General features: G+C 70.9%; 28 protein-coding genes. 5 read left to right on the top strand and 23 right to left on the bottom strand.

From position 1 onward, the window contains the following. Positions 1-127: 127 nt before the first annotated feature. From ACFWUY_RS32155 to ACFWUY_RS32105, 11 genes are all read right to left on the bottom strand, one after another. Positions 128-409: an acyl carrier protein gene (locus ACFWUY_RS32155; RefSeq protein ID WP_384118134.1), complete on the bottom strand. Its 282-nt coding sequence runs from the start codon at positions 407-409 to the stop codon at positions 128-130. Between the two features lie 60 nt (positions 410-469). Then, the gene (locus tag ACFWUY_RS32150; RefSeq protein ID WP_384118132.1) at positions 470-1,927 is read right to left on the bottom strand and encodes a cytochrome P450; all 1,458 of its coding nucleotides are present in this window, start codon (positions 1,925-1,927) and stop codon (positions 470-472) included. A 49-nt stretch (positions 1,928-1,976) separates the two neighbouring features. After that, positions 1,977-3,227, bottom strand: a complete 1,251-nt coding sequence (gene fabF, locus ACFWUY_RS32145) for a beta-ketoacyl-ACP synthase II (protein ID WP_384118129.1) — start codon at positions 3,225-3,227, stop codon at positions 1,977-1,979. Further along, positions 3,224-3,703, bottom strand: a complete 480-nt coding sequence (locus ACFWUY_RS32140; protein WP_384118126.1) for an SCP2 sterol-binding domain-containing protein — start codon at positions 3,701-3,703, stop codon at positions 3,224-3,226. Before ACFWUY_RS32140 ends, fabF begins: the two co-directional genes overlap by 4 nt. Further along, positions 3,700-5,424 carry an FAD-dependent monooxygenase gene (locus ACFWUY_RS32135; RefSeq protein ID WP_384118123.1) on the bottom strand — a complete coding sequence of 575 codons (1,725 nt, stop codon included), beginning with the start codon at positions 5,422-5,424 and terminating at the stop codon, positions 3,700-3,702. The genes ACFWUY_RS32140 and ACFWUY_RS32135 overlap by 4 nt, the downstream gene beginning before the upstream one ends. After that, on the bottom strand, positions 5,421-6,431 hold the full coding sequence (locus ACFWUY_RS32130) for a hypothetical protein (protein WP_384118120.1): 1,011 nt from the start codon (positions 6,429-6,431) through the stop codon (positions 5,421-5,423). The genes ACFWUY_RS32135 and ACFWUY_RS32130 overlap by 4 nt, the downstream gene beginning before the upstream one ends. Before the next feature lie 4 nt (positions 6,432-6,435). Next, a complete protein-coding gene (locus ACFWUY_RS32125; RefSeq protein WP_384118117.1) occupies positions 6,436-7,572 on the bottom strand; it encodes a 3-oxoacyl-[acyl-carrier-protein] synthase III C-terminal domain-containing protein in 1,137 nt (378 codons plus the stop codon). Between the two features lie 19 nt (positions 7,573-7,591). Then, positions 7,592-7,852 carry an acyl carrier protein gene (locus tag ACFWUY_RS32120; RefSeq protein ID WP_384118114.1) on the bottom strand — a complete coding sequence of 87 codons (261 nt, stop codon included), beginning with the start codon at positions 7,850-7,852 and terminating at the stop codon, positions 7,592-7,594. A gap of 441 nt (positions 7,853-8,293) precedes the next feature. Beyond that, the gene (locus tag ACFWUY_RS32115) at positions 8,294-9,511 is read right to left on the bottom strand and encodes an MFS transporter (RefSeq protein WP_384118109.1); all 1,218 of its coding nucleotides are present in this window, start codon (positions 9,509-9,511) and stop codon (positions 8,294-8,296) included. Between the two features lie 7 nt (positions 9,512-9,518). Beyond that, positions 9,519-9,986, bottom strand: a complete 468-nt coding sequence (locus ACFWUY_RS32110; protein WP_384118103.1) for an ArsI/CadI family heavy metal resistance metalloenzyme — start codon at positions 9,984-9,986, stop codon at positions 9,519-9,521. A gap of 33 nt (positions 9,987-10,019) precedes the next feature. Beyond that, the gene (locus ACFWUY_RS32105; RefSeq protein WP_384118098.1) at positions 10,020-11,387 is read right to left on the bottom strand and encodes an NAD(P)-binding domain-containing protein; all 1,368 of its coding nucleotides are present in this window, start codon (positions 11,385-11,387) and stop codon (positions 10,020-10,022) included. A 153-nt stretch (positions 11,388-11,540) separates the two neighbouring features. Here ACFWUY_RS32105 and ACFWUY_RS32100 point away from each other — a divergent pair, with 153 nt between their 5' ends. Together ACFWUY_RS32100 and ACFWUY_RS32095 are read left to right on the top strand one after the other, a co-directional pair. After that, on the top strand, positions 11,541-11,903 hold the full coding sequence (locus tag ACFWUY_RS32100) for an ArsR/SmtB family transcription factor (RefSeq protein ID WP_384118093.1): 363 nt from the start codon (positions 11,541-11,543) through the stop codon (positions 11,901-11,903). Next, positions 11,900-12,400 (top strand): GNAT family N-acetyltransferase, encoded by a 501-nt coding sequence (locus ACFWUY_RS32095; RefSeq protein ID WP_384118091.1) that lies wholly within the window; start codon positions 11,900-11,902, stop codon positions 12,398-12,400. Before ACFWUY_RS32100 ends, ACFWUY_RS32095 begins: the two co-directional genes overlap by 4 nt. A gap of 95 nt (positions 12,401-12,495) precedes the next feature. Here the strand turns inward: ACFWUY_RS32095 and ACFWUY_RS32090 are convergent, their stop codons facing one another. Together ACFWUY_RS32090 and ACFWUY_RS32085 are read right to left on the bottom strand one after the other, a co-directional pair. Beyond that, the gene (locus ACFWUY_RS32090; protein ID WP_384118088.1) at positions 12,496-12,891 is read right to left on the bottom strand and encodes an ArsR/SmtB family transcription factor; all 396 of its coding nucleotides are present in this window, start codon (positions 12,889-12,891) and stop codon (positions 12,496-12,498) included. 11 nt (positions 12,892-12,902) lie between these two features. Further along, on the bottom strand, positions 12,903-13,232 hold the full coding sequence (locus tag ACFWUY_RS32085) for a metalloregulator ArsR/SmtB family transcription factor (protein ID WP_229902042.1): 330 nt from the start codon (positions 13,230-13,232) through the stop codon (positions 12,903-12,905). Positions 13,233-13,619: 387 nt separating this feature from the next. Between ACFWUY_RS32085 and ACFWUY_RS32080 the strand changes: the two genes are divergently transcribed. After that, entirely contained in the window at positions 13,620-14,747 is a 1,128-nt protein-coding gene (locus ACFWUY_RS32080) for a permease (protein ID WP_384118085.1), read from the top strand. A 131-nt stretch (positions 14,748-14,878) separates the two neighbouring features. After that, positions 14,879-15,391, top strand: coding sequence for a GNAT family N-acetyltransferase (locus ACFWUY_RS32075; protein WP_384118082.1), 513 nt, complete (start codon positions 14,879-14,881; stop codon positions 15,389-15,391). Between the two features lie 79 nt (positions 15,392-15,470). Here the strand turns inward: ACFWUY_RS32075 and ACFWUY_RS32070 are convergent, their stop codons facing one another. The 7 genes from ACFWUY_RS32070 to ACFWUY_RS32040 all read right to left on the bottom strand — a co-directional run bounded on the left by ACFWUY_RS32070 (position 15,471) and on the right by ACFWUY_RS32040 (position 21,545). Beyond that, positions 15,471-16,292: an S-methyl-5'-thioadenosine phosphorylase gene (locus ACFWUY_RS32070; RefSeq protein WP_384118079.1), complete on the bottom strand. Its 822-nt coding sequence runs from the start codon at positions 16,290-16,292 to the stop codon at positions 15,471-15,473. Then, a complete protein-coding gene (gene mtnC / locus ACFWUY_RS32065; protein WP_384118076.1) occupies positions 16,285-17,067 on the bottom strand; it encodes an acireductone synthase in 783 nt (260 codons plus the stop codon). The genes ACFWUY_RS32070 and mtnC overlap by 8 nt, the downstream gene beginning before the upstream one ends. Then, positions 17,067-17,642, bottom strand: coding sequence for an acireductone dioxygenase (locus ACFWUY_RS32060; protein ID WP_384118073.1), 576 nt, complete (start codon positions 17,640-17,642; stop codon positions 17,067-17,069). Before ACFWUY_RS32060 ends, mtnC begins: the two co-directional genes overlap by 1 nt. Beyond that, positions 17,639-18,331: a methylthioribulose 1-phosphate dehydratase gene (gene mtnB / locus ACFWUY_RS32055; protein ID WP_384118070.1), complete on the bottom strand. Its 693-nt coding sequence runs from the start codon at positions 18,329-18,331 to the stop codon at positions 17,639-17,641. The genes ACFWUY_RS32060 and mtnB overlap by 4 nt, the downstream gene beginning before the upstream one ends. Continuing rightward, the gene (gene mtnA, locus ACFWUY_RS32050; protein ID WP_384118067.1) at positions 18,328-19,353 is read right to left on the bottom strand and encodes an S-methyl-5-thioribose-1-phosphate isomerase; all 1,026 of its coding nucleotides are present in this window, start codon (positions 19,351-19,353) and stop codon (positions 18,328-18,330) included. Before mtnA ends, mtnB begins: the two co-directional genes overlap by 4 nt. Before the next feature lie 36 nt (positions 19,354-19,389). Beyond that, complete coding sequence (locus tag ACFWUY_RS32045; protein ID WP_384118065.1) at positions 19,390-20,652, bottom strand: ATP-grasp domain-containing protein; 1,263 nt, start codon at positions 20,650-20,652, stop codon at positions 19,390-19,392. A 584-nt stretch (positions 20,653-21,236) separates the two neighbouring features. Beyond that, complete coding sequence (locus ACFWUY_RS32040) at positions 21,237-21,545, bottom strand: ArsR/SmtB family transcription factor (protein ID WP_384118062.1); 309 nt, start codon at positions 21,543-21,545, stop codon at positions 21,237-21,239. Positions 21,546-21,633: 88 nt separating this feature from the next. Between ACFWUY_RS32040 and ACFWUY_RS32035 the strand changes: the two genes are divergently transcribed. Then, the gene (locus ACFWUY_RS32035; protein WP_384118057.1) at positions 21,634-22,047 is read left to right on the top strand and encodes an arsenate reductase ArsC; all 414 of its coding nucleotides are present in this window, start codon (positions 21,634-21,636) and stop codon (positions 22,045-22,047) included. 10 nt (positions 22,048-22,057) lie between these two features. Here the strand turns inward: ACFWUY_RS32035 and ACFWUY_RS32030 are convergent, their stop codons facing one another. From ACFWUY_RS32030 to ACFWUY_RS32020, 3 genes are all read right to left on the bottom strand, one after another. Beyond that, positions 22,058-22,429, bottom strand: a complete 372-nt coding sequence (locus tag ACFWUY_RS32030; protein WP_384118052.1) for an ArsR/SmtB family transcription factor — start codon at positions 22,427-22,429, stop codon at positions 22,058-22,060. 88 nt (positions 22,430-22,517) lie between these two features. Continuing rightward, a complete protein-coding gene (locus ACFWUY_RS32025) occupies positions 22,518-23,576 on the bottom strand; it encodes an ArsO family NAD(P)H-dependent flavin-containing monooxygenase (RefSeq protein ID WP_384118049.1) in 1,059 nt (352 codons plus the stop codon). Beyond that, positions 23,573-24,343 (bottom strand): aquaporin, encoded by a 771-nt coding sequence (locus ACFWUY_RS32020; RefSeq protein ID WP_384118046.1) that lies wholly within the window; start codon positions 24,341-24,343, stop codon positions 23,573-23,575. Before ACFWUY_RS32020 ends, ACFWUY_RS32025 begins: the two co-directional genes overlap by 4 nt. Positions 24,344-24,373 lie beyond the last annotated feature (30 nt).

The raw sequence follows: 24,373 nt of genomic DNA, 5'->3' as shown, positions 1-24,373 counted from the left end.
CCGCACGCTAACCCGGCCCCTACCGGAATCCGGGGAGCCCGCGCACACGGCGGCGGGGCCGGGCCCCCGGGGGGGGGGCGCCCGCCCCCCCCCCCCACGGCCGGCCGCGTGAGCCGCGGGCAGGTCGTCAGAACGCGGCCTGCGCGGTGCGCTTGTCGGTGATCAGCTGAAGGACCTGGGTGAGCGACGAGAGCTGCTTGAAGTCGCTCTCCTCCATCTTGACGCCGTACTGCTTCTCCAGCCGGACGACGATCGCCAGCGCCATCAGGGAGTCGACCTCCAGGTCCCGTACGAAGTCGGCGTCGTCCGTGACCTCCTCCACGTCGAGCTCGAGGACGTCGGCGACGAGGGAGCGCAGCTCTTCCTTGTCGAGTGCGATGTCGAGTGCGATCCGGGTGTTGTTCGACATGTGCGGGTGTTCCCTTCGGATGTGTGTCGGTGAGGGTGGCTGCTCATGGACGCGACACGCTCAGCGGCGCCTGGCGGTCACCGGCAGGCCGTGCCGCGGCCGGATGGTGATCCTTGCCAGCGGGTCGACCACGTACCCGGGAACGGGCTCGAACTCCCAGTTCCGCCCCACGGTGGCCAGCGCCATGACGCCCTCCATCCACGAGAAGGTGTTGCCGATGCACTGCCGCGGACCGCCGCCGAAGGGAAGGTAGGCGAGGCGCGGGCGTCCGGGCTGTACCGCGTGGCCGGTGAGCTCGTCCGCCGCGTCGGAGGGCCGCGGGTCCTTGAGCCAGCGCTGCGGGGCGAAGCGCTCGGGCTGCGGCCACCACCGGGGGTCGCGGTGGTTCACCCACGGGACGATCGCGACGAAGCTGTCCTTGGGGATCCGGTGGCCGAGGAGCTCGAAGTCGTCCAGGGGACGGCGGGCCATGCCCATGATCGGCGGGTAGAGGCGCATCGCCTCGGAGAGAACCGCGTCGGTCCAGGCGAGGCGGGGCAGGTCCTCGACCGTGGGCAGCCGGTCGCCGAGCACCTCGTCGATCTCCTCGTGCATCCTGGCCCGCGCCTCGGGGTGGTGGCCGAGCAGGTGGTAGGACCAGGTGAGCGCGTTGGCCGTGGTCTCGTGACCGGCCATGAGCATGGTGATCGCCTCGTCCCGGACCTGGTGGTCCTCCATCGGCTCCCCGGTGTCGGCGTCACGCGCCGCGAGCAGCATGGAGAGCAGGTCGGCGCCCTGGCCGTCGCCCTGCCTGCGCTCCGCCATGAGCCGGTAGACGATGGCGTCGAGCTTGTCCCGGCCCGCGAAGAAGCGCTTGTTGCCGGGCAGCGGCAGCTTCGCCAGATAGCGGGCGAAGGGCAGGGAGTCCCAGCGCAGCGGGCCTTCGTCGCGCGGGATCGCGGTGCGGACGGTGCGGGCCACATCGCTGTCGAGCGAGACGTCGAAGATCGTGCGGGCCACGACGGAGAGGGTCAGCTCGATCATCTCGACCGACATGTCGAGCCGGTCCCCGTCCTTCCAGCCGGACTGGATGTCGTCGGAGAGCTCGGCGAAGGCACGGCCGTAGCCGGCGATGCGCTCGTGATGGAACATCGGCTGTATCAGCCTGCGCTGCTTGCGGTGGTACTCGCCGTCGCTGGTGGTCAGGCTGTTGCCGAAGATCACCGAGAGCGGGGCTTCCCACTTGCCGCGTCCGGCGCTCATGGTGGCCTTGGTGAAGTTGCGGTGCGAATTGACCAGGACCTCGTGGACCGCCTCCGGGTCGCTGACCAGGTACAGATCGCGCAGGCCGAGCGGGACGCGCACGAGGGGGCCGTACTGGTCGCGCAGCCCGGTGAAGTAGTCCATCGGATTGCCGGACATCGCGATCAGGGCGCGCAGCCGGCCGGTGGGACCGGGGACGGCGGTGGCCGTGGGGGTGCCGGCCGTGGGGACGGTGGAGACCTGGGTCATCGAGGTGCCTTCCTGAGGTGTGGTCACGAGTGGCGCCGTGTGCTCGGTCGTCGGCCCGACGGGGCGTGGTGCGGAGTCACTCCCTGACGAAGCGTCGGAGGGCGAGCGCGACGTTCTGCCCGCCGAAGGCGAAGGAATTGGAGAGGGTCGCCCGGACCTCGTACGGGCGGGCGGTGTTCGGCACGTAGTCGAGGTCGCACTCGGGGTCGGCCGCGTCCTGGTTGATGGTCGGCGGGATGACCCCGCGATCGATGGACAGGGCGCAGAACGCCGCCTCGGTCGCGCCGGCCGCGCCCAGCAGATGACCGGTCATCGACTTGGTGGAGCTGACGGCCAGGTTCCCGCTGTGCGTGCCGAAGGCGGACTTGATCGCCTTCGTCTCGGCGGCGTCGGAGAACGGGGTCGAGGTGCCGTGGGCGTTGACGTGGTCGATCTCGTCGGGCTTGAGGTCGGCCTCGCGGAGCGCGGCGAGCATGGCGCGGGCGGCACCCTGCCCGGTGGGGTCGGGGGCGGTGACGTGGTGGGCGTCGCTGGTCTGGCCGTAGCCACAGACCTCGGCGTAGACGTACGCGCCCCGCGCCCCGGCCGACTCCGCGGTCTCCAGGAGCAGCATGGTGGCGCCCTCCCCCATGACGAAACCGTCCCGGTCCGCGGTGAACGGGCGGGAGGCTCGGCCGGGTTCGTCGTTGCGGCGCGACAGCGCGCGCATGTTGGCGAAGCCCGCGACCAGCGGCGAGGCGATGCACGCCTCGGAGCCGCCCGCCAGTGCGGCCCCGGCATAGCCGTCGCGGACCATCCGGTAGGCCTGCCCGATCGCGTCGGCCGAGGAGGCGCAGGCGGTGACCGGTGCGGCGCCGGGGCCGCGGAAGCCGAAGCGCTGGGCGACCGTGCCCGCGCCCATGTTGACGATGGAGCTGGGCACGAAGAACGGAGAGACCATCTGGGGCGCCGCCGCGTCCTTCAGCACCCCCGCCATCATGGTGCCGGCGCCTCCGATGGCGCTGCCGATCACGGTGGCGGCGCCGTCCCGGTCGATGCCGTCGAGGCCCGCGCGCTCCACGGCGAGTTCGGCCGCGGCGATCGCGAAGTGGCAGAACCGGTCGAGGCGTCTGGCCTCCTTGCGGGTCAGCCAGTCGGTCGGGTCGAAGTCCGTCACCTCGGCGGCGATGCGCACCGGCAGCCGGCCGGCGTCGAAGCCCCGGATCGGTCCCACGCCGGAGGTTCCGGCGAGCAGCCGCGTCCAGACCGTCTCGGTGCCGGTGCCGAGCGGGGTGACCATGCCGATGCCCGTCACCACCACCCGGTGGCGCCCCGGGACGGTGTTCATACGGGTTCACCCGGTTCGGCGAGCCCGAAGAGGGACTCCATCCGCATCGCGAGGTGCACGTCACCCTGGATGTGCAGCCGGCCCTGGAGCAGCAGGTCCATGCCCTTGGCCGCGGCGGAGGCCATCTCCACGAAGCCGACCGCGTCGAGGGCGAGGGTGACCGCGGGTGCGCCCGAGTTCCCCGTCCCGCGCACGTCGCAGGCGTCCTCGGTCAGTACGAGGTCGTACGCGACGGTGTCGGCCGGTGCCCTTTCGACCTCCCAACGGGCGGTCCGGGGACCGTCCATAGGGCCTCCGGTGTAGCGCTCGGGCATCCGCTCGAAGACCGTGCGCAGCACGTCCTCGCCGTCGGGTGTGGCCAGCCAGGCCGCGAGGTCCTCGCGCGGCAGCCCGGTAAGGGCGGCGCGGACTTCGGGCAGTGCGCCGGAGCGCAGTCCGGCGACTCGCTCCGGGGAGAGGGGGGGTCCGGCCGTCATGAGGGCTCTTCCGTTCGTGCGGGCAGGGGCCCGCTGTCGACAAGTCGGTCGGCGGCCTGCCGGAGTTCCCGCCTCGGGGAGACGCCGGGCAGCCGGGCGAGGACATGGCCGTCGGGCCGTACGAGAACCGCTTCCGCCCCCCGCAGGGCGTAGATGTCGGCGAAGGCTCCGCTGACATCGCGCAGCCGGGGTCCGTCCGGGGTGACCACGTCCGCTGTGCTCGTGTCCGCTGTGATCACGGCCGCCGTGAGGGGCAGGCCCATGAAGGTCGGGGTCTCCTGCGCCACTCGCCGCCAGACGTCTCCCTCAGCCCCGGTGAGCAGGGCGAAACCGGTGCGGGCCAGGTCGGTCGTGGAGATCCGGTCGCCGGCCCGGTCGAGCCAGGCGTGCGGGGCCCGGTGGCCGGCCCGGGCGGTCGGCACATAGGTCACCACGTCCTGGACCACCGGATCGCCGGGGCCCGGTGCGTAGGTGAAACCCAGTGTCTGTCCCTCGAAGTCGAAGTGTGGCCGGTGCTCTTCGATGTTCCGGGCGAACTCCGCCGGGTCGGCGTCGGATTGGAGCAGCGCCCGCTTCTGGAGGGCGTTGACCTCGCTGTGCCGGGCGTTGAACTCCGCGACCGGGCGCCGTTCACGCTCGTACGAGTCGAGCAGCGCGTCGGGGGCACCGCCGCGCAGCACCGCGGCCAGCTTCCAGGCGAGGTTGTGGGCGTCCTGGATGCCGGTGTTCATGCCGAAGCCCCCGGTGGGCGGGAAGGTGTGGGCGGCGTCCCCCGCGGCGAGCACCCGCCCGTCGGCGCTGCGCCAGGAGGCGAGCCCGGTGGAGCCCATCACCCAGTTCCGTACGGAATGCACGCGCAGCCCCTCGATCGCTTCGCGTGACTCGCCGATGGCGGCCTCGATCAGCTTGTGGTGATCGACTCCCTGCTCGAAGTAGGTGTGCTCCTCCTCGGCGGTGAGGGCGGGGATCTCCAGGAGCCATTCGCCGCGCACCGGGTCGACGGTGACGAGGACGCCCCGCACGGTGTCGTTGAGCACCCAGTACAGGGCGCTCTCCCGGCCGGCCGTCCAGGGCGACAGGTCGGCGCTGAAGTGGATGTCGAGGAGCCTGCCGAGCGGCGTGGACGCGGTCTGCCGCAGGCCCACCGTCTCGCGCAGCGTGCCGTGCAGCCCTTCGGCCAGGACGGCGTAGCGGGCCTCGACGACGGTGGGGCGCTCGCCGGAGGCCGTCACCCTGACACCGGACGGAGTCCGGGTCAGCCCCTCGGCCCTGACCCCGCGGATCAGTCGTGCGTTCTCGGGGAGCAGGTCGACGAGCAGCGCTTCCACCCGGTTCTGCGAGCAGATGACGGGAAGGACCGGGCTGTTGACGGCCCGCTGCATCAGGGCGTCCGCCGAGGCGATGATGTCGAGGCCGGCGAGCTCGGTGCCGGCGAGCTCGGTGCACCAGGTGATGCGCGCCGTCTTCTCCAGGGGCACGCCGGCACGGCGCACCTCGGCATCGACGCCCAGGTGCCTGAGCAGCTCCATGGTGCGCGAGTTGATCACCGTGGCGCGGGGGTGACCGGACGGTGCGGGGCGGTGCTCCAGGACGACCGTGCGGACGCCGAGTCCGGCGAGGAAGTGGGCCGCGGCGAGGCCGGTGGGCCCGCCACCGACCACCACGACGTCGGCCTCCACCCGCGCGGCGGCCTCCGGCTGATGCGATACGGCTGCGGTCATCGGCGTACCTCTCCAAGACGGGCGACGACCGGTGCCAGGCGCCGGGCCACCGCGGCGTCGAAACCGGCCTTGAACAGGACGCGGGCGACGACGACCGCGGGCAGTCCGGCCAGGATGGCGCCGGCCAGCCAGAGCACGAACACCCCGGTCAGCGCGGTGCGCTGGACCTCGCCGCGCCGGTCGGCGGCGCGGATGACCCGGCCCCAGACCCGGAAGACCTTCCCGGCCAGGAGGTCCGCCGCGGCCAGCGGAGGGTGCACGGGGGCCGCGTCATGGGCGGCCAGGACGTCACGGACCCGGTCGGCCAGGGCGTCCTCGGAAACGGCGTGGGCCGCGGATTCGCCCTGGTCCGGGACGAGTTCGTTTTCCGCCGGGGCGAATTCGTTTTCCGCCGGGGCGAGTTCGGCGAGGCGCTCACCGAGGAGCGCGAGCCGGTCCAGCTCGTCCATGCCGACACCGGCACGCGGGAACCCCCAGGACGCCTCCCGCTTGCCGGCGAGCAGCCAGCGCAGCGTGGTGACGAAGGTGACCCCGGCGGAGGCGGTGTCCACTGCGGCGATCGTGCCCAGGTAGCGGCCGCCCGCGGCCTGGAGCAGCCGCTGCACCTCGACGGCGGCCGAGTACCACATGTTCCGGCAGGCAACCAGGCCGATGACGGCACGCCCGTCGAACGCCTTCGGTTCGGAGCCGACGAGCGCACGCATGGGCAGCGCCGGAGCCAGGAACCAGACGGGGAAGGCGAAGACGACCAGGTCCGCCTCGTCGTTCCCGGCCACCGGCGGCCGGGCGGTGATCCCGGGCGCCCCGTCGGGATCGACAGAGGCGGGAAAGACACCGAAGAAGCGGCGTATGGGCCAGGGGAAGGGAAAGGGTTCCCGCGGCCTGATCTCGACCTTGCGTATGTCCCAACCCGCCTTTTCCAGCGGGTCAGTGACGGCGGAGACGGATTCCAGGAGCTGACCGGTCTGTGAATACCAGTAGACCGTCACTCGGGGCTGTGCGTTCACGGCCTCAGACCTCTCCGGCGGAGACGGCCGTCAGATGCGCGAAGGAGATCGCGAACCGGCCGGACTCGGGAACCATCACCAGAAGCTTGTCTCCGGGCGACACCAGGCCCTCGCTGAGCATCTCCTCCAGGATCACGTAGATGCTGGCGGATCCCGTGTTCCCGACCCGGGTCAGATTGCTGTACCACTTCTCGACGGAGGGACCCCTGACCTTCTTCCGCTCGATCTCCTTGAGCACCATGGACTTCATGCGCTCACTGGAATAGTGCGCGGGGAACCAGGCGAGCTCGTCCGGGTCGAAGCGGCCCTCGTCGAGCAGTCGCTGGTATTCCTTGACCCCGATCCGCACGAGGTGCGGCAGCAGGCCCAGGTTCTGGCGCAGTGCCAGCGCGCCGTCGACGGCGGCGTCGGCCGCGGAGGGGTGGTCCCACCAGGTCCGCTCCGCCGAGTTGTCGGCCGAGCCCATGTACATGCAGGTCTGCTCGGTGTTGGCGTAGGAGGTGAGCGAGATCCAGTCGATCCGCAGGCTCACCCCGTCGGCGGCGGGGCGGTCCTGTACCAACGCGGCGCCGGCGCCGTCCGAGAGCATGTAGCGCAGGAACGCCATCTCCATGGCGATGGCGCCGTCGTCCGAGACCGGCCGGACGTCGGCGAACCGTTCGCTCCTCAGGAAACGCGAGGCCAGTTCGGATGCGGAGGCGATCGCGTTCTTCTTCTCCCCGGCCGCCACCTGGAGGTAGGCGTTCTTGAGCGCCATCATCCCGGAGCTGCAGATGCCGTGGGTGGTGACGATCTCGCAGGGCGGGCTGCCGAGTTCGCCGTGGATGCCGCTGGCGATACCGGGCGCGACGAGGTCCGGGACGGCGGTGGCCGCCGCGATGAGGTCGATGTCGTCGAGCGTGATGTCCGAGCGGTCCACCGCCTGGCGGATGGCCGCGACCGCCATGTCGGTGTTGGAGAACAGGGTCCTCTGCTGCTTGTCGATGGCGTAGTGCCGTGACTTGATCCCGCAGTTGCCGAGGATCTGCTCGCGCAACTCCGAACTCGCCCGGCCCACGCTGCCGATGTAGTCCTCGATCTCCTCGTTGGGCACCGGTTCGCCGGGCAGGAAGCGTCCCATGGCGGTGATGTAGGCAGGCATTGCGGAGACTCCCCGTGATCTAGGCGGTTGCTTTGGACTCGACCTTGGAGACGGCGAAATCCAGGACGTCACCGACGGTGCGGAGCGAACCGATGCGCTCGTCGTCCATCGAAATGCCGTACGCACCCTGAAGGGTCTGCGCCATGGCGACGAGGTCGAGAGAGTCGATGCCGATGTCGTTGTAAAGATCGGATTCCTCGGAGAGTTCGTCCGGGTCGGCATCGCACTTGGCCAGGAGGAATCCCGTGATATCCGCGTAGAGATCGTCCCTCAAAGACATGTTCACCTCCCGTGCCCCACCCCCTGTGCGGCATGGGATTCACTCTGACCCAGGCCGCGGGACGGGGCATCGGAGAGGCTCACGCGGCCGTCCTGAATTTTTCCCGCTCGGCCCTCGATTCGATCTTCGACCCGCTCCCTCGAATCCGCGCCGATCACCACGTCACGGTTCGGCCGCACGAAAGCCTTGCCCTGGACGCGGCAACCGCGTCACCGCGCACCTTCTCCCGCGATGCGAAATGCGCTGTGCCTGACGGCAAGCCCACGCAAGACGGCCGGCAGGTCTGCCGATCAGCGTGGGTCGGCGACCTCGACCTCGACCTCGAGAATGAGCGTCCGTGGTGGAACCCGTCGCCCCCGCACCGCCGCGCGGGCGCCCTCTCGTACCGCTCGCAAGACCGAAGCGGCAGGACGAGGGCATCTTCAAGGATCTGGATCGGACCTAGTTCTTGCCTCGTACAGATGTAGCCGTGGCCACGAGAGCAGACGCCGTCGCGAGACTGGCAAGCACTCCGAACAACTCTGGGTAGCCTCCCAGAATCGAGGCAAGGGTGGTTGCCGCGAAGGGTGCGAGAGCTGAGGCTGTCATGGCTGGGGCACTCAGGATCGCGGAGAGCCGACCGTAGTGCTGTGTGCCCCAGCGGTCGGTGATCGCGGTCGCCTGGAGGAGGGTGAGGTTGCCGCGGACCATGCCTGCCGCGATGGACACCGCGATCACCAGGCCGTACGGGCCCGGCGTGACGGCGAGAGCCGCAGTGGTCAGGGCGCCGAGTGCGAGGAGGGTCGTGGTGCGGACTGTCGTCCCGGTATGGCGGGCGAGCAGCGCGTAGAGGGTACGGCCGAGAGTCTGGCCCGCGCCGCCGAGGCCGAGAGCCCAAGCCGCTTGGGATGTGGTGTAGCCACGTTCGAGCAGGAGCGGGACGAGAGTGACGACGACGGCGTACATCGCGAAGGCCGAGAGCGTGAACGCGACCGCGAGCAGGAGGAACGGTCGGCTTCGGGTTACGGCGCCGGGGCTCGCGTCCGTGCCGGCCGGGGAGGGTGGTGCCGGGGGCCAGGGGGCTCTGAGGGCAATCGCGTGGGCCGGGATCGTGACGGCGGCGAGAATCGCCGCCAGCACCAGATAGGTCTCGCGCCACGACAATCGGTCGGCCAGGGCGGCGGTGAGCGGCGCGAAGACCGTGGAGGCGAGGCCGCCTGTGAGGGTGACGATCGTGAGGGCGCGGACGTGATCGGGGGCCCACCAGCGAGTGAGTGCGGCGAACGCGGGCTGGTAGAAGGTGGCCGCCATGGCAAACCCGCCCAGCAGCCACCCGGCGAAGAACACCGGCAGGTTCGGCGCCAGGGCCACGGTCACCAGACTCAGGACCCCGGCCACGGAGCCTGCCGTCATGACCGTGCGTGGGCCGCGGCGGTCGATGATCCGGCCGACCCGGATTCCGGCGAGGCCAGAGATGACCAGGGCGAACGAGAACGCGGCCGTCGTGGCGCCGGTGGACCAGCCGCTGCCAGCGGTGATCTGCGGATTCAGGACCGGGAAGGCGTAGTAGACGATGCCCCAACTGGTGATCTGGGTGGCGCAGAGCGCGGGCAGGACGGCGCGCGGCCGCGACCGGTCCCCTGTTCCGGTCGCGGCTCCGCGGGTGTGAAGGTCGGCCATCGAGAGGTCAGCAGCATCCGCCGGTGGTGACCGGTGCACTGGCCTCGTTCTCGGCGGTGGCCGCCGTGCCGGCGCAGCAGGTGCTGCCCTGCTGCTTGGTCAGGGTGTCGGCGTCGGCCTTGACGACATACACCTCCCACGGTTCGCGGCCGGGGCCGTGCACCCACACCTTGTCCTGAAGGGCGTAGCAGCAGGCGGTGTCGTTCTCCTCCGTCGTCGACAGGCCCTCCTCCGCCAGCCGGGCGGTGGCGGCGTGGACCGCCTCGGTGGTGTCGACCTCCACGCCGAGGTGGTCCATACGGGTGTCCTCGTCGTCGGCGCCTTCGATGAGGACGAGCTTGAGCGGCGGTTCCGCGACGGCGAAGTTGGCGTAGCCGTCACGGAGCTTGGCCGGCTCGGTGCCGAAGAGCTTGGTGTAGAAGGCGACGGAAGCCGCCAGGTCGGGAACGCGCAGGGCGAGCTGTACGCGGGACATCGTGTTCCTCCAGCTGTGGGTGGACGGGTGGGGTCAGCAGCCGCCGGAGGCGGCCGGGGCTCCGGCGTCGATCTGGATCGTCGTCGGGGTCGCGCAGCAACCGCCGCCGTCGTCCGTGGTGTCGGCGGGCTGGTCGAAGAGGCCGGCGCCGCCGCAGACGCCGGTCTCGGGGAGGACGAGTTCGACGCGCTCGGCGCCCTCGCGGTCACCGGCGAGGGCGGCGACGACCGAGCGGACCTGCTCGTAGCCGGTGAGGGCGAGGAAGGAGGGAGCGCGGCCGTAGGACTTCATGCCGACGAGGTAGACGCCCTCTTCCGGGTGCGCCAGCTCCTTCACACCGTGCGGGTAGACGGTGCCGCAGGAGTGCTGGTTGGGGTCGATCAGCGGAGCCAGCTCGACGGGGGCCTGGAGGCGGTCGTCGAGACCCAGGCGCAGTTCGTCCAGGAAGGTCAGGTCGGGGCGGAAGCCGGTCAGGACGATCACCTCGTCGACCGGGTCGAGCCGGCGGCCGTCCTCGGCGACCAGAACCAGCCGTTCGCCGTCGCGTTCGATCGCGTCCGTGCGGAAGCCGGTGACGGCGTCCGCGTGCCCGTCGTCGACGGCGGCCCTGGCGGCGAGACCGAGGGCGCCCCGGGCCGGGAGCCGGTCGGCGGTGCCGCCGCCGAAGGTGGAGCCGGAGATGCCCCGGCGCAGGATCCAGGTGGCGTGCGTGCCGGCGCCGTCCTCGGACGTGGCGAGGCCGGCGAGCGAGGCGAGTGCGGTGAAGGCGGAGGCGCCGGAGCCGATGACGGCGGTGCGCTTGCCGGCGTGACGGGCCCGCACGGCGGGGTCCTCGAAGTCGGGTACCCGGTAGGAGATCCGGTCGGCCGCCGCGCGTTCGCCGACGGCCGGGAGGCCGTCGCCGCCGGCGGGGCTCGGGGTGGACCAGGTACCGGAGGCGTCGATCACGGCCCGGGCGAGGAGGCGTTCCTCGCGTCCGTCGCCGTACCGGACGTGGACGGTGAAGGGCTGGGTCCCGCGGTCGGCGTCGACGATCCGGTCGCGGCCGGTACGGGAGACGCCGGTGACCCGGGCGCCGAGGCGCACCCGGTCGCCGAGGACGTCCGCGAGCGGCTGGAGGTAGCCGTCCGCCCAGTCCCCGCCGGTCGGGTACGTCCCCGCGTCCGGCCTCACCCAGCCGGTGGGAGCGAGCAGCTTCTCGGCGACCGGGTCGGTGACCTCGCTCCAGGGAGAGAAGAGCCGCACGTGGGACCACTGCCGTACGGCCGCGCCCGCCCGGGTGCCGGCCTCCAGGACCAGGGGCTCCAGGCCCCGGTCGAGGAGGTGCGCGGCGGCGGTCAGACCGGTGGGCCCGGCCCCGATGACCACGACGGGCAGCTGGTCGGTGGCGGTGGAGTTCACGGCGATACCCCTTGTGATTCGACGTTCGTCAATCTCTTACGTCTCCAGCATGGCGGTTGATTCGATGAACGTCAACATAGACATTTATCGAATTCTCCTGCCCCGGGACCCCGAGCCCTGGGTGGCTGATTCGACATGTGTCAACATAGATGCATGTCGAACGTGAAGGCGCCGCCGCTCCTGGAACCCGCCGTCGAGCCCTGCTGCCCGCCGCTGAACGAGCGGCCGCTGACCGCCGAGGAGGCCGAGCGGACGGCCGTCATGTTCAAGGCGTTGGGCGATCCGGTCCGGCTGCGGCTCTTTTCCGCCGTCGCCTCGCACGAGGGCGGCGAAGCGTGCGTCTGCGACATCTCCGACGTCGGCGTCTCCCAGCCGACCGTCTCCCACCACCTGAAGAAGCTCAAGGAGGCCGGCCTGCTCTCCTCCGAGCGGCGCGGCACCTGGGTCTACTACCGCGTCGAGCCGGCCGTCCTCGCCGCCATGGGAGCCCTCCTCGGCACGGCGGCCGCCGCATGACGGCCCCGGTGACCGTCGCACCGCTCACGGCCGACCACGCCGACGAGGTCGTCGCGATCTACCAGGCCGGCATCGACGAGGGCGACGCCACCTTCGAGACCGTCGCCCCGACCTGGGAGCGGTTCGACGCGGCCAAGCTGCCCGAGCACCGCTTCGTCGCGCTCGACGAGGACGGCCGGGTGCTCGGCTGGGTCGCCGCCACCCAGGTCTCCGACCGGTGCGCGTACGCCGGAGTCGTCGAGCACTCCGTGTACGTGCACCCTGACGCACGGGGACGCGGCGTCGCCTCGGTGCTGCTGAAGGCGCTCATCGACTCCACCGAGGCGGCGGGGATCTGGACCGTTCAGTCCGGCATCTTCCCCGAAAACACCGCCAGCCTCGCCGTCCACGCCCGTGCGGGCTTCCGGGTCATCGGAACGCGTGAGCGCGTCGGCCGTCACCACGGAGTCTGGCGCGACACCGTCCTCGTGGAGCGTCGCAGCCCGCACATCGACTGACGCAGTCGAGCACGGGCGCGCGGATACATGCAGGCAGTCACGCCGCGGCAGAACCGGCGCCGCCGCCCCGGCTTCAGGGGTGGCGGCGCCGAACGTCAGGAGGCCTGGGCCGCCAGAGAGATCTCTTCCTTGCCCGCCTTCTCGGTGTCGGCGAGAAAATCACCGAGCGAGGCCAGGACGCCGGGCGCCGGACGGTAGTACACCCAGGTGCCGCGCCGCTCGGAGGTGAGCAGGCCCGCTTCCCGGAGCTTCTTCAGATGGTGGCTGACCGTGGGCTGGGAGACGCCCACGTCGGCTATGTCGCAGACGCATGCCTCACCGTTGGGGTGTGAGGCCACTCTGGACAGGAGGCGGAGCCGGACGGGGTCGGCCAGCGCCTTGAACATCGCCGCCATGATCTCCGCGTCCCCTTCGGACAGCGCGGCGCTCACTATGGGTGGGCAGCAGGCGGTAGCGGTCGCACCGGATGTGGGCGGGGTCGACTTGGTCAAGGGGCCGGTCCTCACGCCGAGGCCGCGGGGCGGCCCATGACGGCGTCGGCAGCACTGGGGAAGCAGGCCACGCAGGCGACGTTGATGGAGTAGAGCATCGAGGTCCCCTGGCGCTCGCGCAGGACGAACCGCACGTCCGCGAGCAGCTTCAGGTGGTGGGACACCGTCGACTGTCCGACGCCCATCCGGTCCACGATCTCTCCGACACTCATCGGCCCGGTCGCCAGCGCGAGGAGATTGAGGATCTGCACGCGAGTGGGATCGGAGAGGGCCTTGAACCAGGTTGCGTAGGACTCGGCCGTGCTTCGGTCGATCAGCTGGGCATTCATCGTACCGCTCATGATCCATCGATGTTATTCGATGACCGCCCGCGACGGCAAGGTTCGTTCCGCATGGAGAAGGCCCACGGAGGCCCGTCGGTGCCTCATGTACGCCCGAAACCGCCGGCACGAGCGACTGTGTAGACGCCACATGGAAGGTGGCCGCATCGGTGCGACCTGGGAACAAGCTCCACTCCCTGGCTGCCGCCACCGAAAGCGCGAGACGGATCCCTTCGGCGCGACGAGGGACATCGGATCCCCATTGCCGGGCATCTCTTTAATCGTCTATCATCGATATTCGATAAAAGGGATGCCGATCGAGCCTCCCCACGCGGCTCGCCACGTCCCCCGTACGTACCTTCACGGCGCCGCTCCCCTCATGTGTCACCGTCTCAGAGAGGTTCACCCGTGGACGAATTGCGGGCCCTTGGCCTGTTCATCCTGTTCGAGGTGCTGCACTATCTCCCGTGGTTCCTGGTCGCCATCGTCCTGGGAATCGCCGTACAGCGTCTGTCGATCGACGTGGTCGCGCGCCGCAGCTTCGCCCACGGGCGCAAGGGCGTCCTCGGCATCGCCATCGTCACGGCCATCGGAGCGTTCAGCCCCTTCTGCTCCTTCACCGTGATCCCGCTGATCCGCCGCTTCCTGATAGCCGGCGTCCCGCTCTCGGCCGTGATGGCGTTCTGGATCGCCTCCCCCTCCATGGACCCGGAGATCTACGCGCTCTCCGCCGCCCAGCTCGGCTTCCCCATCGCCACCGCCCGTCTCATCGGCGCCCTGGCGCTGAGCTTCGGCGCGGGCCTCATCGTTCTCGCGCTCGAACGGCGCGGACGGTTCGCGGACCCACTGATCGCCTCCACGGAGGAGAAGGCGCCGGCGAAGAGCTGCTCGCAGGAGGCGGTGACCGTGCCGGAGACCGCGTGCTCGGCGGCGAAGGCGACCGTGCCCGAGACCGTGGCCGTCGGAGGCGGAAGCGGCAGCGGTGGCAGTGCTGCCGGCGGGTGCGGCGGTGCCGCCCAGGAAGCCGAGCCCGTTCCTGCGGCCGGTGGCTGCTCCACCGCCGCGCGGAACGACGCGGACGACGACGGCACCCCGTGGCGCGTGCTCGTGCGGCGCGACATCAAGAACCTCCGGGCCGGCGAGATCCTGAAGGAGATCGTCAGCGACTCGCTGATCCTGGGCAAGTGGCTGCTCCTGGCCATCGTCCTCGAGGCCCTGATCGTCCGTTACGTACCCACCGATGTCGTCTCGGGCATTCTCGGCACGGACGGCGTCCTCTCCGTGCTGGTCGCCGGACTCATCAGCGTCCCGCTCTACCTCAACGGCGTCGGCGCCATCCCGGTCGTCGAGGGCCTCCTGGACCAGGGCATGGTCGCCGCGGCGGGCGTCACCTTCCTCCTCGGCGGTGCCATCACGACGATTCCGGCCATGGTGGCCGTCAAGAGCGTCGTCAAGACGAAGGTCTTCGCCTTCTACCTCGGCGTGGGCCTCCTCGGCAGCGTGGGTATCGGCCTCGTCGCGCTGCCCCTGCTCTGACCCAGTACTCCTCCTCACCCCCCACCCACGCTCCTGCGGCGGCCCCCGACGCCGCAGGAGCGTCGCCGTACCCGCTGACGAACACCGTGCGTACCCCGTCCGGCGGAAACGCACCGAGGCAAGGAGCACGCATGACCACACCCCCGCGTCCGGACGTCACCCTGGTCCCGATGACCGACGACCACGCGCCGGCCGTCATGGCGATCTACCAGCAGGGCATCGACGAGGGCAACGCCACGTTCGAGACCACCGCGCCGCCGTGGAGCGCGTTCGACACCGCCAAGCTCGCGGCGCACCGGCTCGTGGCGCTGGGTCAGCGGGGGCGGGTGGTCGGCTGGACAGCGGTGTCGCGTGTCTCGAGCCGGCCCGCGTACGCGGGGGTCGTCGAGCACTCCGTGTACGTCTGTCCCACGGCGCGCGGAACCGGCGTGGGGCGCACGCTCCTGGAGGCGTTGATCGTCTCCACGGAGAAGGCGGGGATCTGGACGATCCAGGCGGGCATCTTTCCCGAGAACAGCGCGAGCCTCGCCCTGCACGAGTCCACCGGGTTCCGTGTCCTCGGTCGTCGGGAACGCGTGGCTCGCCATCACGGAGTCTGGCGCGACGTCCTGCTGGTGGAGCGCCGCAGCCCGGTCGTGGAATGACGATGCCGGTCACCGTGGTGACCGGCATCGGGCCGCAGATTCGTGGGCGGTGCGGATCGTGCCCGCGCCGACCACGGTGTCAGGGAAGCTCGAAGGGCAGATCCATGCCGTCGAGCGCCGCTGCACATCCGCAACGCCTCTCGCGGTCCAGGACGGAGACCGTCTGCAGGACCAGGTCCTTCAGGCGCTCCACGTTCGCGCCGAAGACCCGGAAGACCTCGTCCTGGGAGACGCCCTCCCCTCGCTCCACGCCGGCGTCGTAGTCGGTGACGAGGGCGAGGGAGGTGTAGCAGAGGGCGAGTTCGCGCGCGAGGACGGCTTCCGGGTGCCCGGTCATGTTGATCAGCGACCAGCCGGCCGACGCGTACCACTGGGACTCCGCCCGGGTGGAGAACCGGGGCCCCTCGACGACCACCATCACGCCGCCGTCGTGGACGTCGGCTCCGGCCTCACCGGCGGCCTTGAGCACGGCCGCTCGCCCGGCGGCGCAGTACGGGTCGGCGAAGGAGACGTGCGCCGCGCCGTGGTCGAAGTACGTCTGGACACGGCCCGTGGTCCGGTCGACGAGCTGGTCGGGGAGGACCACACTGCCGGGACCGAGGGAGCGGCGCAGCGAGCCGACGGCACAGGGGGCGAGGACCTGCCGTACCCCCAGCGAGCGCAGCGCCCACATGTTGGCGCGGTAGTTGATGCGGTGCGGGGGGAGCTCGTGGTGGCTGCCGTGCCGGGGCAGGAAGGCCACTCTGCGGTCGCCCACGGTGCCGACGGACACCGCGTCGGAGGGCGCGCCGTACGGGGTGGTGACCTCGACGCGCCGTACCGACTCCAGGAGTTCGTAGAAGCCGCTGCCGCCGATGACCGCGATGTCGGCCTTCGGCACCGTGTCGGACGGATCACTCATCGCTTGGGTCCTCCTGCGGGTGCGTGTCGACCGGCACCGTCGGTCTGCCCGGGCCGGGTCGGGAAACGAGTGGGGTAAGGGAGGCGACGGCCGCGTGACCTGGCACGGCCGCGCGTTCGTCGTCGGGGCGGCGCACGGCCACCGTCTGCCAGCCGGCCTCGGCCGCGGCGTCGAGCTCGGCACCGACGTCGCTGACGAACAGCAGGTCGGCGGGTGCGTGTCCCAGGTCCGCCGCGATCGCACGGTAGGAGTCGGCGTCCGCCTTGGGGCCGGCCGTCGTCAGGTCGAAGTAGCCGTCGAGCAGCGGGCGCAGGTCGCCGTGGGCGGTGTGGCCGAACCAGTCCCGCTGGGCGGCCACGGAGCCGGAGGAGTAGATGAAGCGCTCTGTGCCCTGTGCCTTCCAGTGCTCCAGTGCGGGCGGCACGTCCGGGTACACGTGACCGTACAACTCGCCCGCCGCGTAGCCGCCGGACCAGATCAGTCCCTGCAGCGTCTTCAGCGGCGCCGCCTTCACATCGGCGTCGGCCCACTGCTCCAGGAGCGCCAGAGCACTGGCCTCGTCGTGGGCCGCCCCGGTGTGGGTGGTGACCGCGTCGAGGATCTGCTTCCAGGGCTCGGTGCCGCGGTGAGCGGCGAGCCAGGGGGCGAGCCGCTCACGCGCGTAGGGGAAGAGGACGTCACGTACGTGGCTGAGGGAGCCGGTGGTTCCCTCGATGTCGAGGACGACGGCCCGCGGCCCGTTCTCGGGAACACGTGCCTGTCGGCTGCCCGGCATCAGCCTTCCCGCAGGAGCGCGTCGAGGCGGGGGAAGCCTTCGGCGATGGGCTCCTGGGTGAAGTCGCCCACCCAGCCGTCCTCCTTCTCGAAGAACCGGACGGCGCAGAAGTCCGGTACGGGTCCCATGTCGAACCAGTGCCGGGTGCCGGCCGGAACCGACAGCAGGTCACCGGCCTCGCACACCACGGCGTACACGCGGTCGTCCAGGTGCAGGTAGAAGCAGCCGGTGCCCTGGGCGAAGAACCGGACCTCGTCCTCGGCGTGCCGGTGTTCGTCGAGGAACGTCGACCGTGCCTCGGCCGCGCGCTCCTGCCACTCCGCTCCCTCCTCGGGGTGCAGTCGGGCGACATCGACGAGGCGCAGCCCGTGGTCGGCGCACAGCTCGTCGACCTCGGCCCGGTAGGCGTCGAGCAGTTCCTCGGACGATGTCTGCGGCGTCACCTCTGCGCGTAGCGGCCAGCGGGTGAAGGAGACCGACCGTTCGCGCAGGGCCTGCGCGATGGCCTCCTCGTCGCGGGTGCGGAGCAGCACGGTGTCCGGTGCGTCGTCCGGCATGATCTGCAGCAGTGTCATGGCGCGGTCCTGTGGTCGGGTGCCTGCGCGGCACGGGAGACATGCAGCTCGGCGTGGGAGAGCACGAGCAGTTGGCAGAGCGACTCGAGGCATTCGAGCCGGTTCTTCGCCTGGCCCAGCGAGTCGCCCCACGCGGTGATGCCGTGATCGGCCAGGAGGAGCCCGGGCGGGCCTTCCCGGTCCGCCGTGAGGTGGGCGGCCACGTCGTCGGCGATCCGGTCGACCTGGGGCCAGTTGGGGAACACCGGCAGGTCCGTGAAGGCCGGGTCCTTCAGTCCCAGGCCCTTGAGCAGCTCGAAGCGATCCACTCGTACCGAGGAGACAGCGTCCACGGCAGCGGCGCGGTGGGCGACGACGGTGGCGTACGGGGAGTGGACGTGGATGACGGCGCGGGCGCCGGTGGCGCGGTAGACCGCCGCGTGGATGGAGGTCTCCGCCGAGGGGCGGACCTGGCCGGGATGGGATGCCTCGCCGGTGCGGGCGTCGACCTCCACCACGTCCCGGGCGGTCAGCTCGCCCTTGTCCCGCCCGCTCGCCGTGATCAGTGCCCGGCCGGGATCGTCGGGCAGCCGCATGGAGATGTTGCCGGACGTGCCCGGCATCCAGCCGCGCTCGTACAGGGTGCGGGAGATGTCGGCCAGCCGCTGGGCGGTCTGCTTGCCCGCGGCGGTGGACGGCGCGTAGGTCATGCGCTCACCTCGGATGCGTGGTGGACACCGTGCTCGGAGACGATGGCGGTGATCAGGGAGGCGGGGGTGACGTCGAAGGCGGGGTTGTACGCGCGTGTACCGGGCGGGGTGGTGCGGATTCCGCCGTAGGAGGTCACTTCGTCGGCGGCGCGTTCCTCGATGACGATGTCCCGGCCGTCGGCGAGGGACCTGTCCCAGGAGGATTCGGGGGCGACGACGATGAACGGGATGCCGTGGTGGGCGGCTGCGATCGCCAGTGCGTAGGTACCGATCTTGTTGGCCACGTCCCCGCGCGCGGTGATGCGGTCGGCTCCGACGAGGACGCAGTCGACGAGCCCCTGGCTCATGGCCGCGGCGGCCGCGCTGTCGACGCACACGCGGTGCGGCACACCGGCTTCGGCCAGTTCCCAGGCCGTCAGCCGGGCGCCTTGCAGGAGCGGTCGGGTCTCGTCGACGAGGACCTCGGTGACCCTTCCGGCGTCGGCGAGGGCGAGGATCGTACCGAGCGCGGTGCCCACGGCGGCGGTCGCGAGCCGGCCGGTGTTGCAGTGGGTCAGGAGCCTCAGGGACTCCTGCGGGCAGCGGTCCAGTACGGCCTGGACCGCGTGAACGACCATCTGCCGGTTGACGGCCCGGTCCTCGTCGATCATGGCGGTGGCTTCGGCCAGGACCGCGTCCGGGCCGTCGGCGAGCTTTGCGAGAGCCCGGTCGACGGCCCAGGCCAGGTTGACGGCCGTCGGGCGGGCGGCGGCGAGCCGCTGTGCGTCGGCGCGCACGGCCTCCTGCCCGTCGCCGGTGACGCCCGGTGAGCAGTGGGCGTACGCCGAGAGCGCGACGCCCAGGGCGCCCGCGAGACCGATGGAGGGGGCGCCCCGTACCGCGAGTGTCGTGATGGCGGTGATGACGTCGTCCACGGTGTCCAGGCGCAGGAGCCGCCTCTCGTGGGGCAGCGCCCGCTGGTCGAGGGTGACGACGGCATTGCCGTCCCAGCGCAGTGACGGCTGGTCGGAGGGCTTGCTCACGGGCGGCGGCTCCTTGGGCCTGAAAGGTGGAACCGGTCAGTCGGTCAGGGGGCGCGACCGCAGCTCGACCAGGGTGGGCGCGGCATCCACGTCGGCGGTCACCTGCTCGTGCTCCTCGCCGACGGCGATGACGTAGCCGTACCGGTTCATGTACGCCCGGGGCGGGAGGGCCAGCCGGGTGCCGGGGCCGGCCGTGGCGACCGCGCTGTGCACCGTGGGCCCGAAGAGGTCGTTACGGACGGTCACTTCGACCGCCTCGCAGTCGGCCTCCGGGTAGAGGAACCTGATGGCTGCGGTCCTCTGCTCCTTCGGCGCGGTCTCGGGGGTGAGCCCGGCCGCTACGTGGGCGGCCGCGACCGCCGGGTCGGTCCCGGTGGCGAGCATCCCGATGAGCGGGATGAAGTCGCCGCCGAGGCGCGCGTTGATCTCGACGAGGCGCGGCCCCTTGGGGGTGAGCTTGAACTCGGTGTGCGTGGCGCCGTGTTCGAAGCCGAGTGCCTTGTGGATGCGGTGCAGTTGGTCCAGGAGTTCGGAGTCCTGGAGGAGGGGGTCGGCGGCGTCGACGGTGTGGCCGGTCTCTTCGAAGTACGGGTCCATGCCGACCTGCTTGCGCGCCACGATCATCGGGGTGCACACGCCGTCGACCACGACCGCGTCGACGCTGATCTCGGGACCGGTGAGGTACTCCTCGACCAAAACGTCGGCTTCGTAGCGGGGCACTCCGGGCCAGTTGGCGGAGCCGGCCGCCTCGAACGCCGCTTCGACAGCGTCGCCGTGGTCCGCCCGGACGACACCGAGGCTGCCGGCGAGTCCACGGGCCTTGACCACCACGGGGTAGCCGGTCGCGTCGGCCGCACGGCGCGCCTCCGCCGCCGTGGAGACCGGGGTGCAGGCCGGCTGCGGCACGTCGGCCGCCGTCAGCCGTGCCCGGGTGGTCGCCTTGTCGCGGCAGGCGAGCACCGCGTCGGGTGCGCTTCCGGGCAGGCCGAGCGCTTCGGCGAGGCGCGCGGCGGCGTGCACGAGGGACTCGTCGTAGGTGAAGACCCCTGCGACGGGAAGCTGTTGCATGACCTTCCTCGCCTCGGCGAGGAGTTCGTCGAGGTTCTTCGTGTCGAGGAGTGAGGTCCCCTCCACGTACGGCAGTTGCCAGCTCGGCTCGTGGGCGTCGAGGAGCCACAGACGGAAGTGGCGTGAGACGGCCGCCACGATGTACTCCCTGTAGCGGCGGTCACCGCTGCCCATGAGGAGCAGGACCGGTGCCTCGGTGGTAGACGAGTGCGGGTGGGGCGTGGCGGCCATGGTGGGGAACCTTTGCGTCGACGTGTGGTCGGGGCCGAGGCCGGCCGACGGAGCGGGGCAGAGCCCAGGTCGGCAACGGCGCTGTCGGCCGACGGCCGGAACCCTGCCAGCATTGAGCGATGTATGTCAATAGATCGATGAATGGCTGAAGGATCACCCCTTGCCGGACGTCGCCGCCACAGGCACCCCTGCCCCGATTCGCCCACCTCTGTGAGTGCTCGCGAAAGCCGGTCAGGTTACCCAGTGTGGGCGTTCACGCAGATGAGGCCAGTAAGGACCAAGGATGCCCACGCGCCTTGCAACTCCTGCGGATTTCGCCGTCAGGACTGCGAAGTGACGCCTGGTCCTCACGAAACGCGGCAAAAATCGATCGGTGACCATCGATGATTCAGACGTGGCAGATGACTCCGGGTTCAATCCGCCCAACGCGGTCGCCGGCGTGGTCAAGCCACCTGCGCCGGGGTCGCCAGAGAGGCGGGAAGGGAGTAGCGTTCGCGCACGGATCGCGATCCGCAGCCCGCGGGGTCGCGGGCGAGCGGGCGTCGGGACGGCCCGGGCGCTCCGAAGGAGAAGCGGCCGGACTTTCAACCGCAAGGCCGCCGGGCCACAGAGGCTTCGTGTGTCCCGTCGGCCAGACCACCGAAGAACGTGGCCAGATCGGCCGGCACCTCGGGGCGCAGCCGGTAGTAGGTGAAACGCCCGCAGGGCTCGGTCTCCACGACACCCGCTTCCCGGAGAACCCGGAGATGGTTCGACAGGTTCGTCTGCCGCGCGCCCGTCTCCTCGACGAGATGAGTCGTACACAGCGACTCACGGGCAAGCAGGCACACGATGCGAAGCCGCAGAGGGTCCGCCAGGGCCCTCAGCAGTTCCGCGTTCACCGACGTCCGCATGGCCTGATCGTGACACACCGAGCACAACCGGTGTCAACCACCAGATTCCTGAACGCCCCTGGATAGCAACCCATTTGAGGAGACGCAGGTGTCCTGGATGCCCTCTGTCCTGTTCGTCTGCATACACAACGCCGGCCGGTCCCAGATGGCCGCCGTGTGGCTTCGCCACGTGACCGGCGACCGGATCGAGGTCCGTTCGGCGGGCTCCGCCCCAGCTTCGGCGGTGAATCCGGCGGCGGTCGAAGCGATGCGCGAAGTCGGCATCGACATGTCCGCGGAGGTCCCCAAGATCCTCACCATGGAAGCCGTCGGCGAGTCGGACGTGTGCGTCACGATGGGCTGTGGGGACACCTGCGAGGTCTTCCCCGGTAAGCGCTACCTCGACTGGAAGCTCGACGATCCGGCCGGGCAAGGGGTGGAAGCGGTGCGTCCCCTCCGCGACGCCATCAGGGACCTCGTCGAGAATCTCATCGTGGAGATGGACGCTGCGGCGGCACGTTGAACCAGAACGGTCAGCAGTCGATACCTCGGGGGAAGGCGTGCTTCCTGAGCCCCCGAAGAGCATCCCAGCGGATCGAGAACCAGGCCCAGGTTCCGCGCTGTTCACGACGCAGCAGCCCCGCGGTCGTGAGGATCTTGAGGTGACGGCTGACCGTCGGCTGGGCCAGGTCGAGCGACTCGGTCAGGTCGCAGACGCAGAGCTCTCCGGCCGGCGCCTGGTCGATGAGGTGGACGATCTGCAGACGGGTCTGGTCGGCCATCGCCTTCAACTGGGCGGTCAGCACCTCGACCTCGTCGCGGTCGATCAGCAGCCCTGGGGAGCACGGAACACAGCGCTCCTCGTTCACGTCCTCGATCGGTATGCCCGCCAACGGAGTTGCCATCCGGACACCATACGAGCTGACAAGATCGCACGGCGAATCCGAGGATCGATATCCGTCAGGCGTTCACCGTTCGTCCACCCGCGCAGCCTCATCGCAGAAGGGCCGCGATGGCCCGGGCGGCTTCACGGGCGGGACGGCCGACACCGACCAGGGTGGCCGAGGCGGGGCCGGTCCAGTCGCCGTAGCCGAGCAGATGGAGACGGGGCTCGCCGACAGCCTCCGTGCCCCGGGTGGGGATGTGTCCGCGAGGACCGCGGAGCCCGAGCGGGGCGAGGTGGGCGAGAGCGGGACGGAAACCCGTGCACCAGATGACCGCGTCGGTCTCGGCCCGCGTGCCGTCGGCCCACTCCACGCCGGTCCCGGTGAGGCGGGTGAACATCGGCTGTGCCTTGAGGAGTCCGGCGTCGCGGGCCGCACGCACCGGTGGTACGGCGACGATGTCGCCGAGCGAAGCCACTCCGCCGACATCGGTGCGGCCTTCGTCGAGGGCCCGGCGGCGGGCGGTGGCGTGGTCGAAGAGGGCGCGGCCGTCGATGTCGTCGGCGAGGAACCGCGCGGGGCGCTGGGTGACCCAGGTGAGGTCGGCGCCGTACGCGAGGTCGGCGGCGATCTGTGCTCCGGAGTTCCCGCCTCCGACGACGATGACCTTCTTTCCGGTGAACTCGCCGGGACCGCCGTACTCGACGGTGTGCAGCTGCCGCCCCTGGAACGCGTCGCGACCGGGGACGGCGGGAAGGAACGGTCGTGACCACGTTCCGGTGGCGCTGACGACGGCGCGGGCGTGCCAGGTGCCGGAGTCGGTCTCGACGCGGAGGTGCCCGCCGTCGCGGCGGACCGCCTGGACCCGGACGGGCCGGTGGACGGGAAGCCCGTAGCGCTGCTCGTAGTCGGTGAGGTACCCGACGACGTGGGCGGCGTCGGGATACGTCTCTCCCTGCTGCGGCGGCATGAGGCGGCCGGGCAGGGAGGAGTACGCGGCCGGCGAGAACAGGCGCAGCGAGTCCCAGGTGTGCTGCCAGGCCCCGCCCGGTGTGGGCTGGGCGTCCAGGACGGCGAAGTCGAGACCGCCGAGGCGGCGCAGGTGGTAGCCGGCGGCGAGCCCGGCCTGCCCGCCGCCGATCACCACCACGTCCACGACCCGCGTCATTCGCCGGTCGTCCTGCCGCGCATGAAGACGACCGCGACCAGCGCCAGGCCCACGACCGCGCCGATCAGCTGCATGCCGATGAACGCCGGGACGGAGGCCGGGGCGATGCCGGCGAAGGTGTCGGTGAAGGCACGGCCGATGGTCACCGCCGGGTTCGCGAACGACGTCGACGAGGTGAACCAGTAGGCCGCGCCGATGTACGAGGCGACCGCGACGGGCGCGAAACGCAGCCGGTCGGTACGGGCCAGGCCGAAGATCAGCAGGATCAGGCCGGCGGTCGCCACGACCTCGCCGAGGAGCAGGTTCCCGGCGGAGCGGTCGTGCGTGGACCACTTCACCAGCGGCTCGCCGAACATCGCGTCAGCCAGGATCGCGCCGAGAATCGCGCCGACGATCTGGGCGGGGACGTACACCGCGAGCTCACGCCCGTTCACACCCGCGCCGCCCCGGCGGGCGGTCCACCACTCGGCCAGGGTGACCGCCGGGTTGAAGTGGGCGCCGGAGACCGGGCCGAGGAGAGCGATCAGTACGCCGAGCCCGAACACGGTGGCGGTGGAGTTGGCGAGGAGCTGCAGCGCCACGTCGTCGGTGAGCTGGGTGGCCTGGATGCCGGAGCCGACGACGATCGCCACGAGGGCGGCGGTGCCGACGAGCTCGGCGGCCGCACGTGCGACGAGCGGGGTACGGGGCGGGGTCGCGCCGGGCGCGGGCTGCGGTGACGTGTCGGTGGCTATGGCGTCGCTCGCAGCGGGCTCGGTGGCGGTCACGGGCTGGATCTCCTCGGACAGGTGAAGCAA

This window comes from Streptomyces sp. NPDC058664, assembly GCF_042716635.1.
GTDB lineage: Bacteria > Actinomycetota > Actinomycetes > Streptomycetales > Streptomycetaceae > Streptomyces.
The sequence above is the reverse complement of the archived record's forward strand: the minus strand, read 5'-3'. Positions and strand labels throughout refer to the sequence as shown.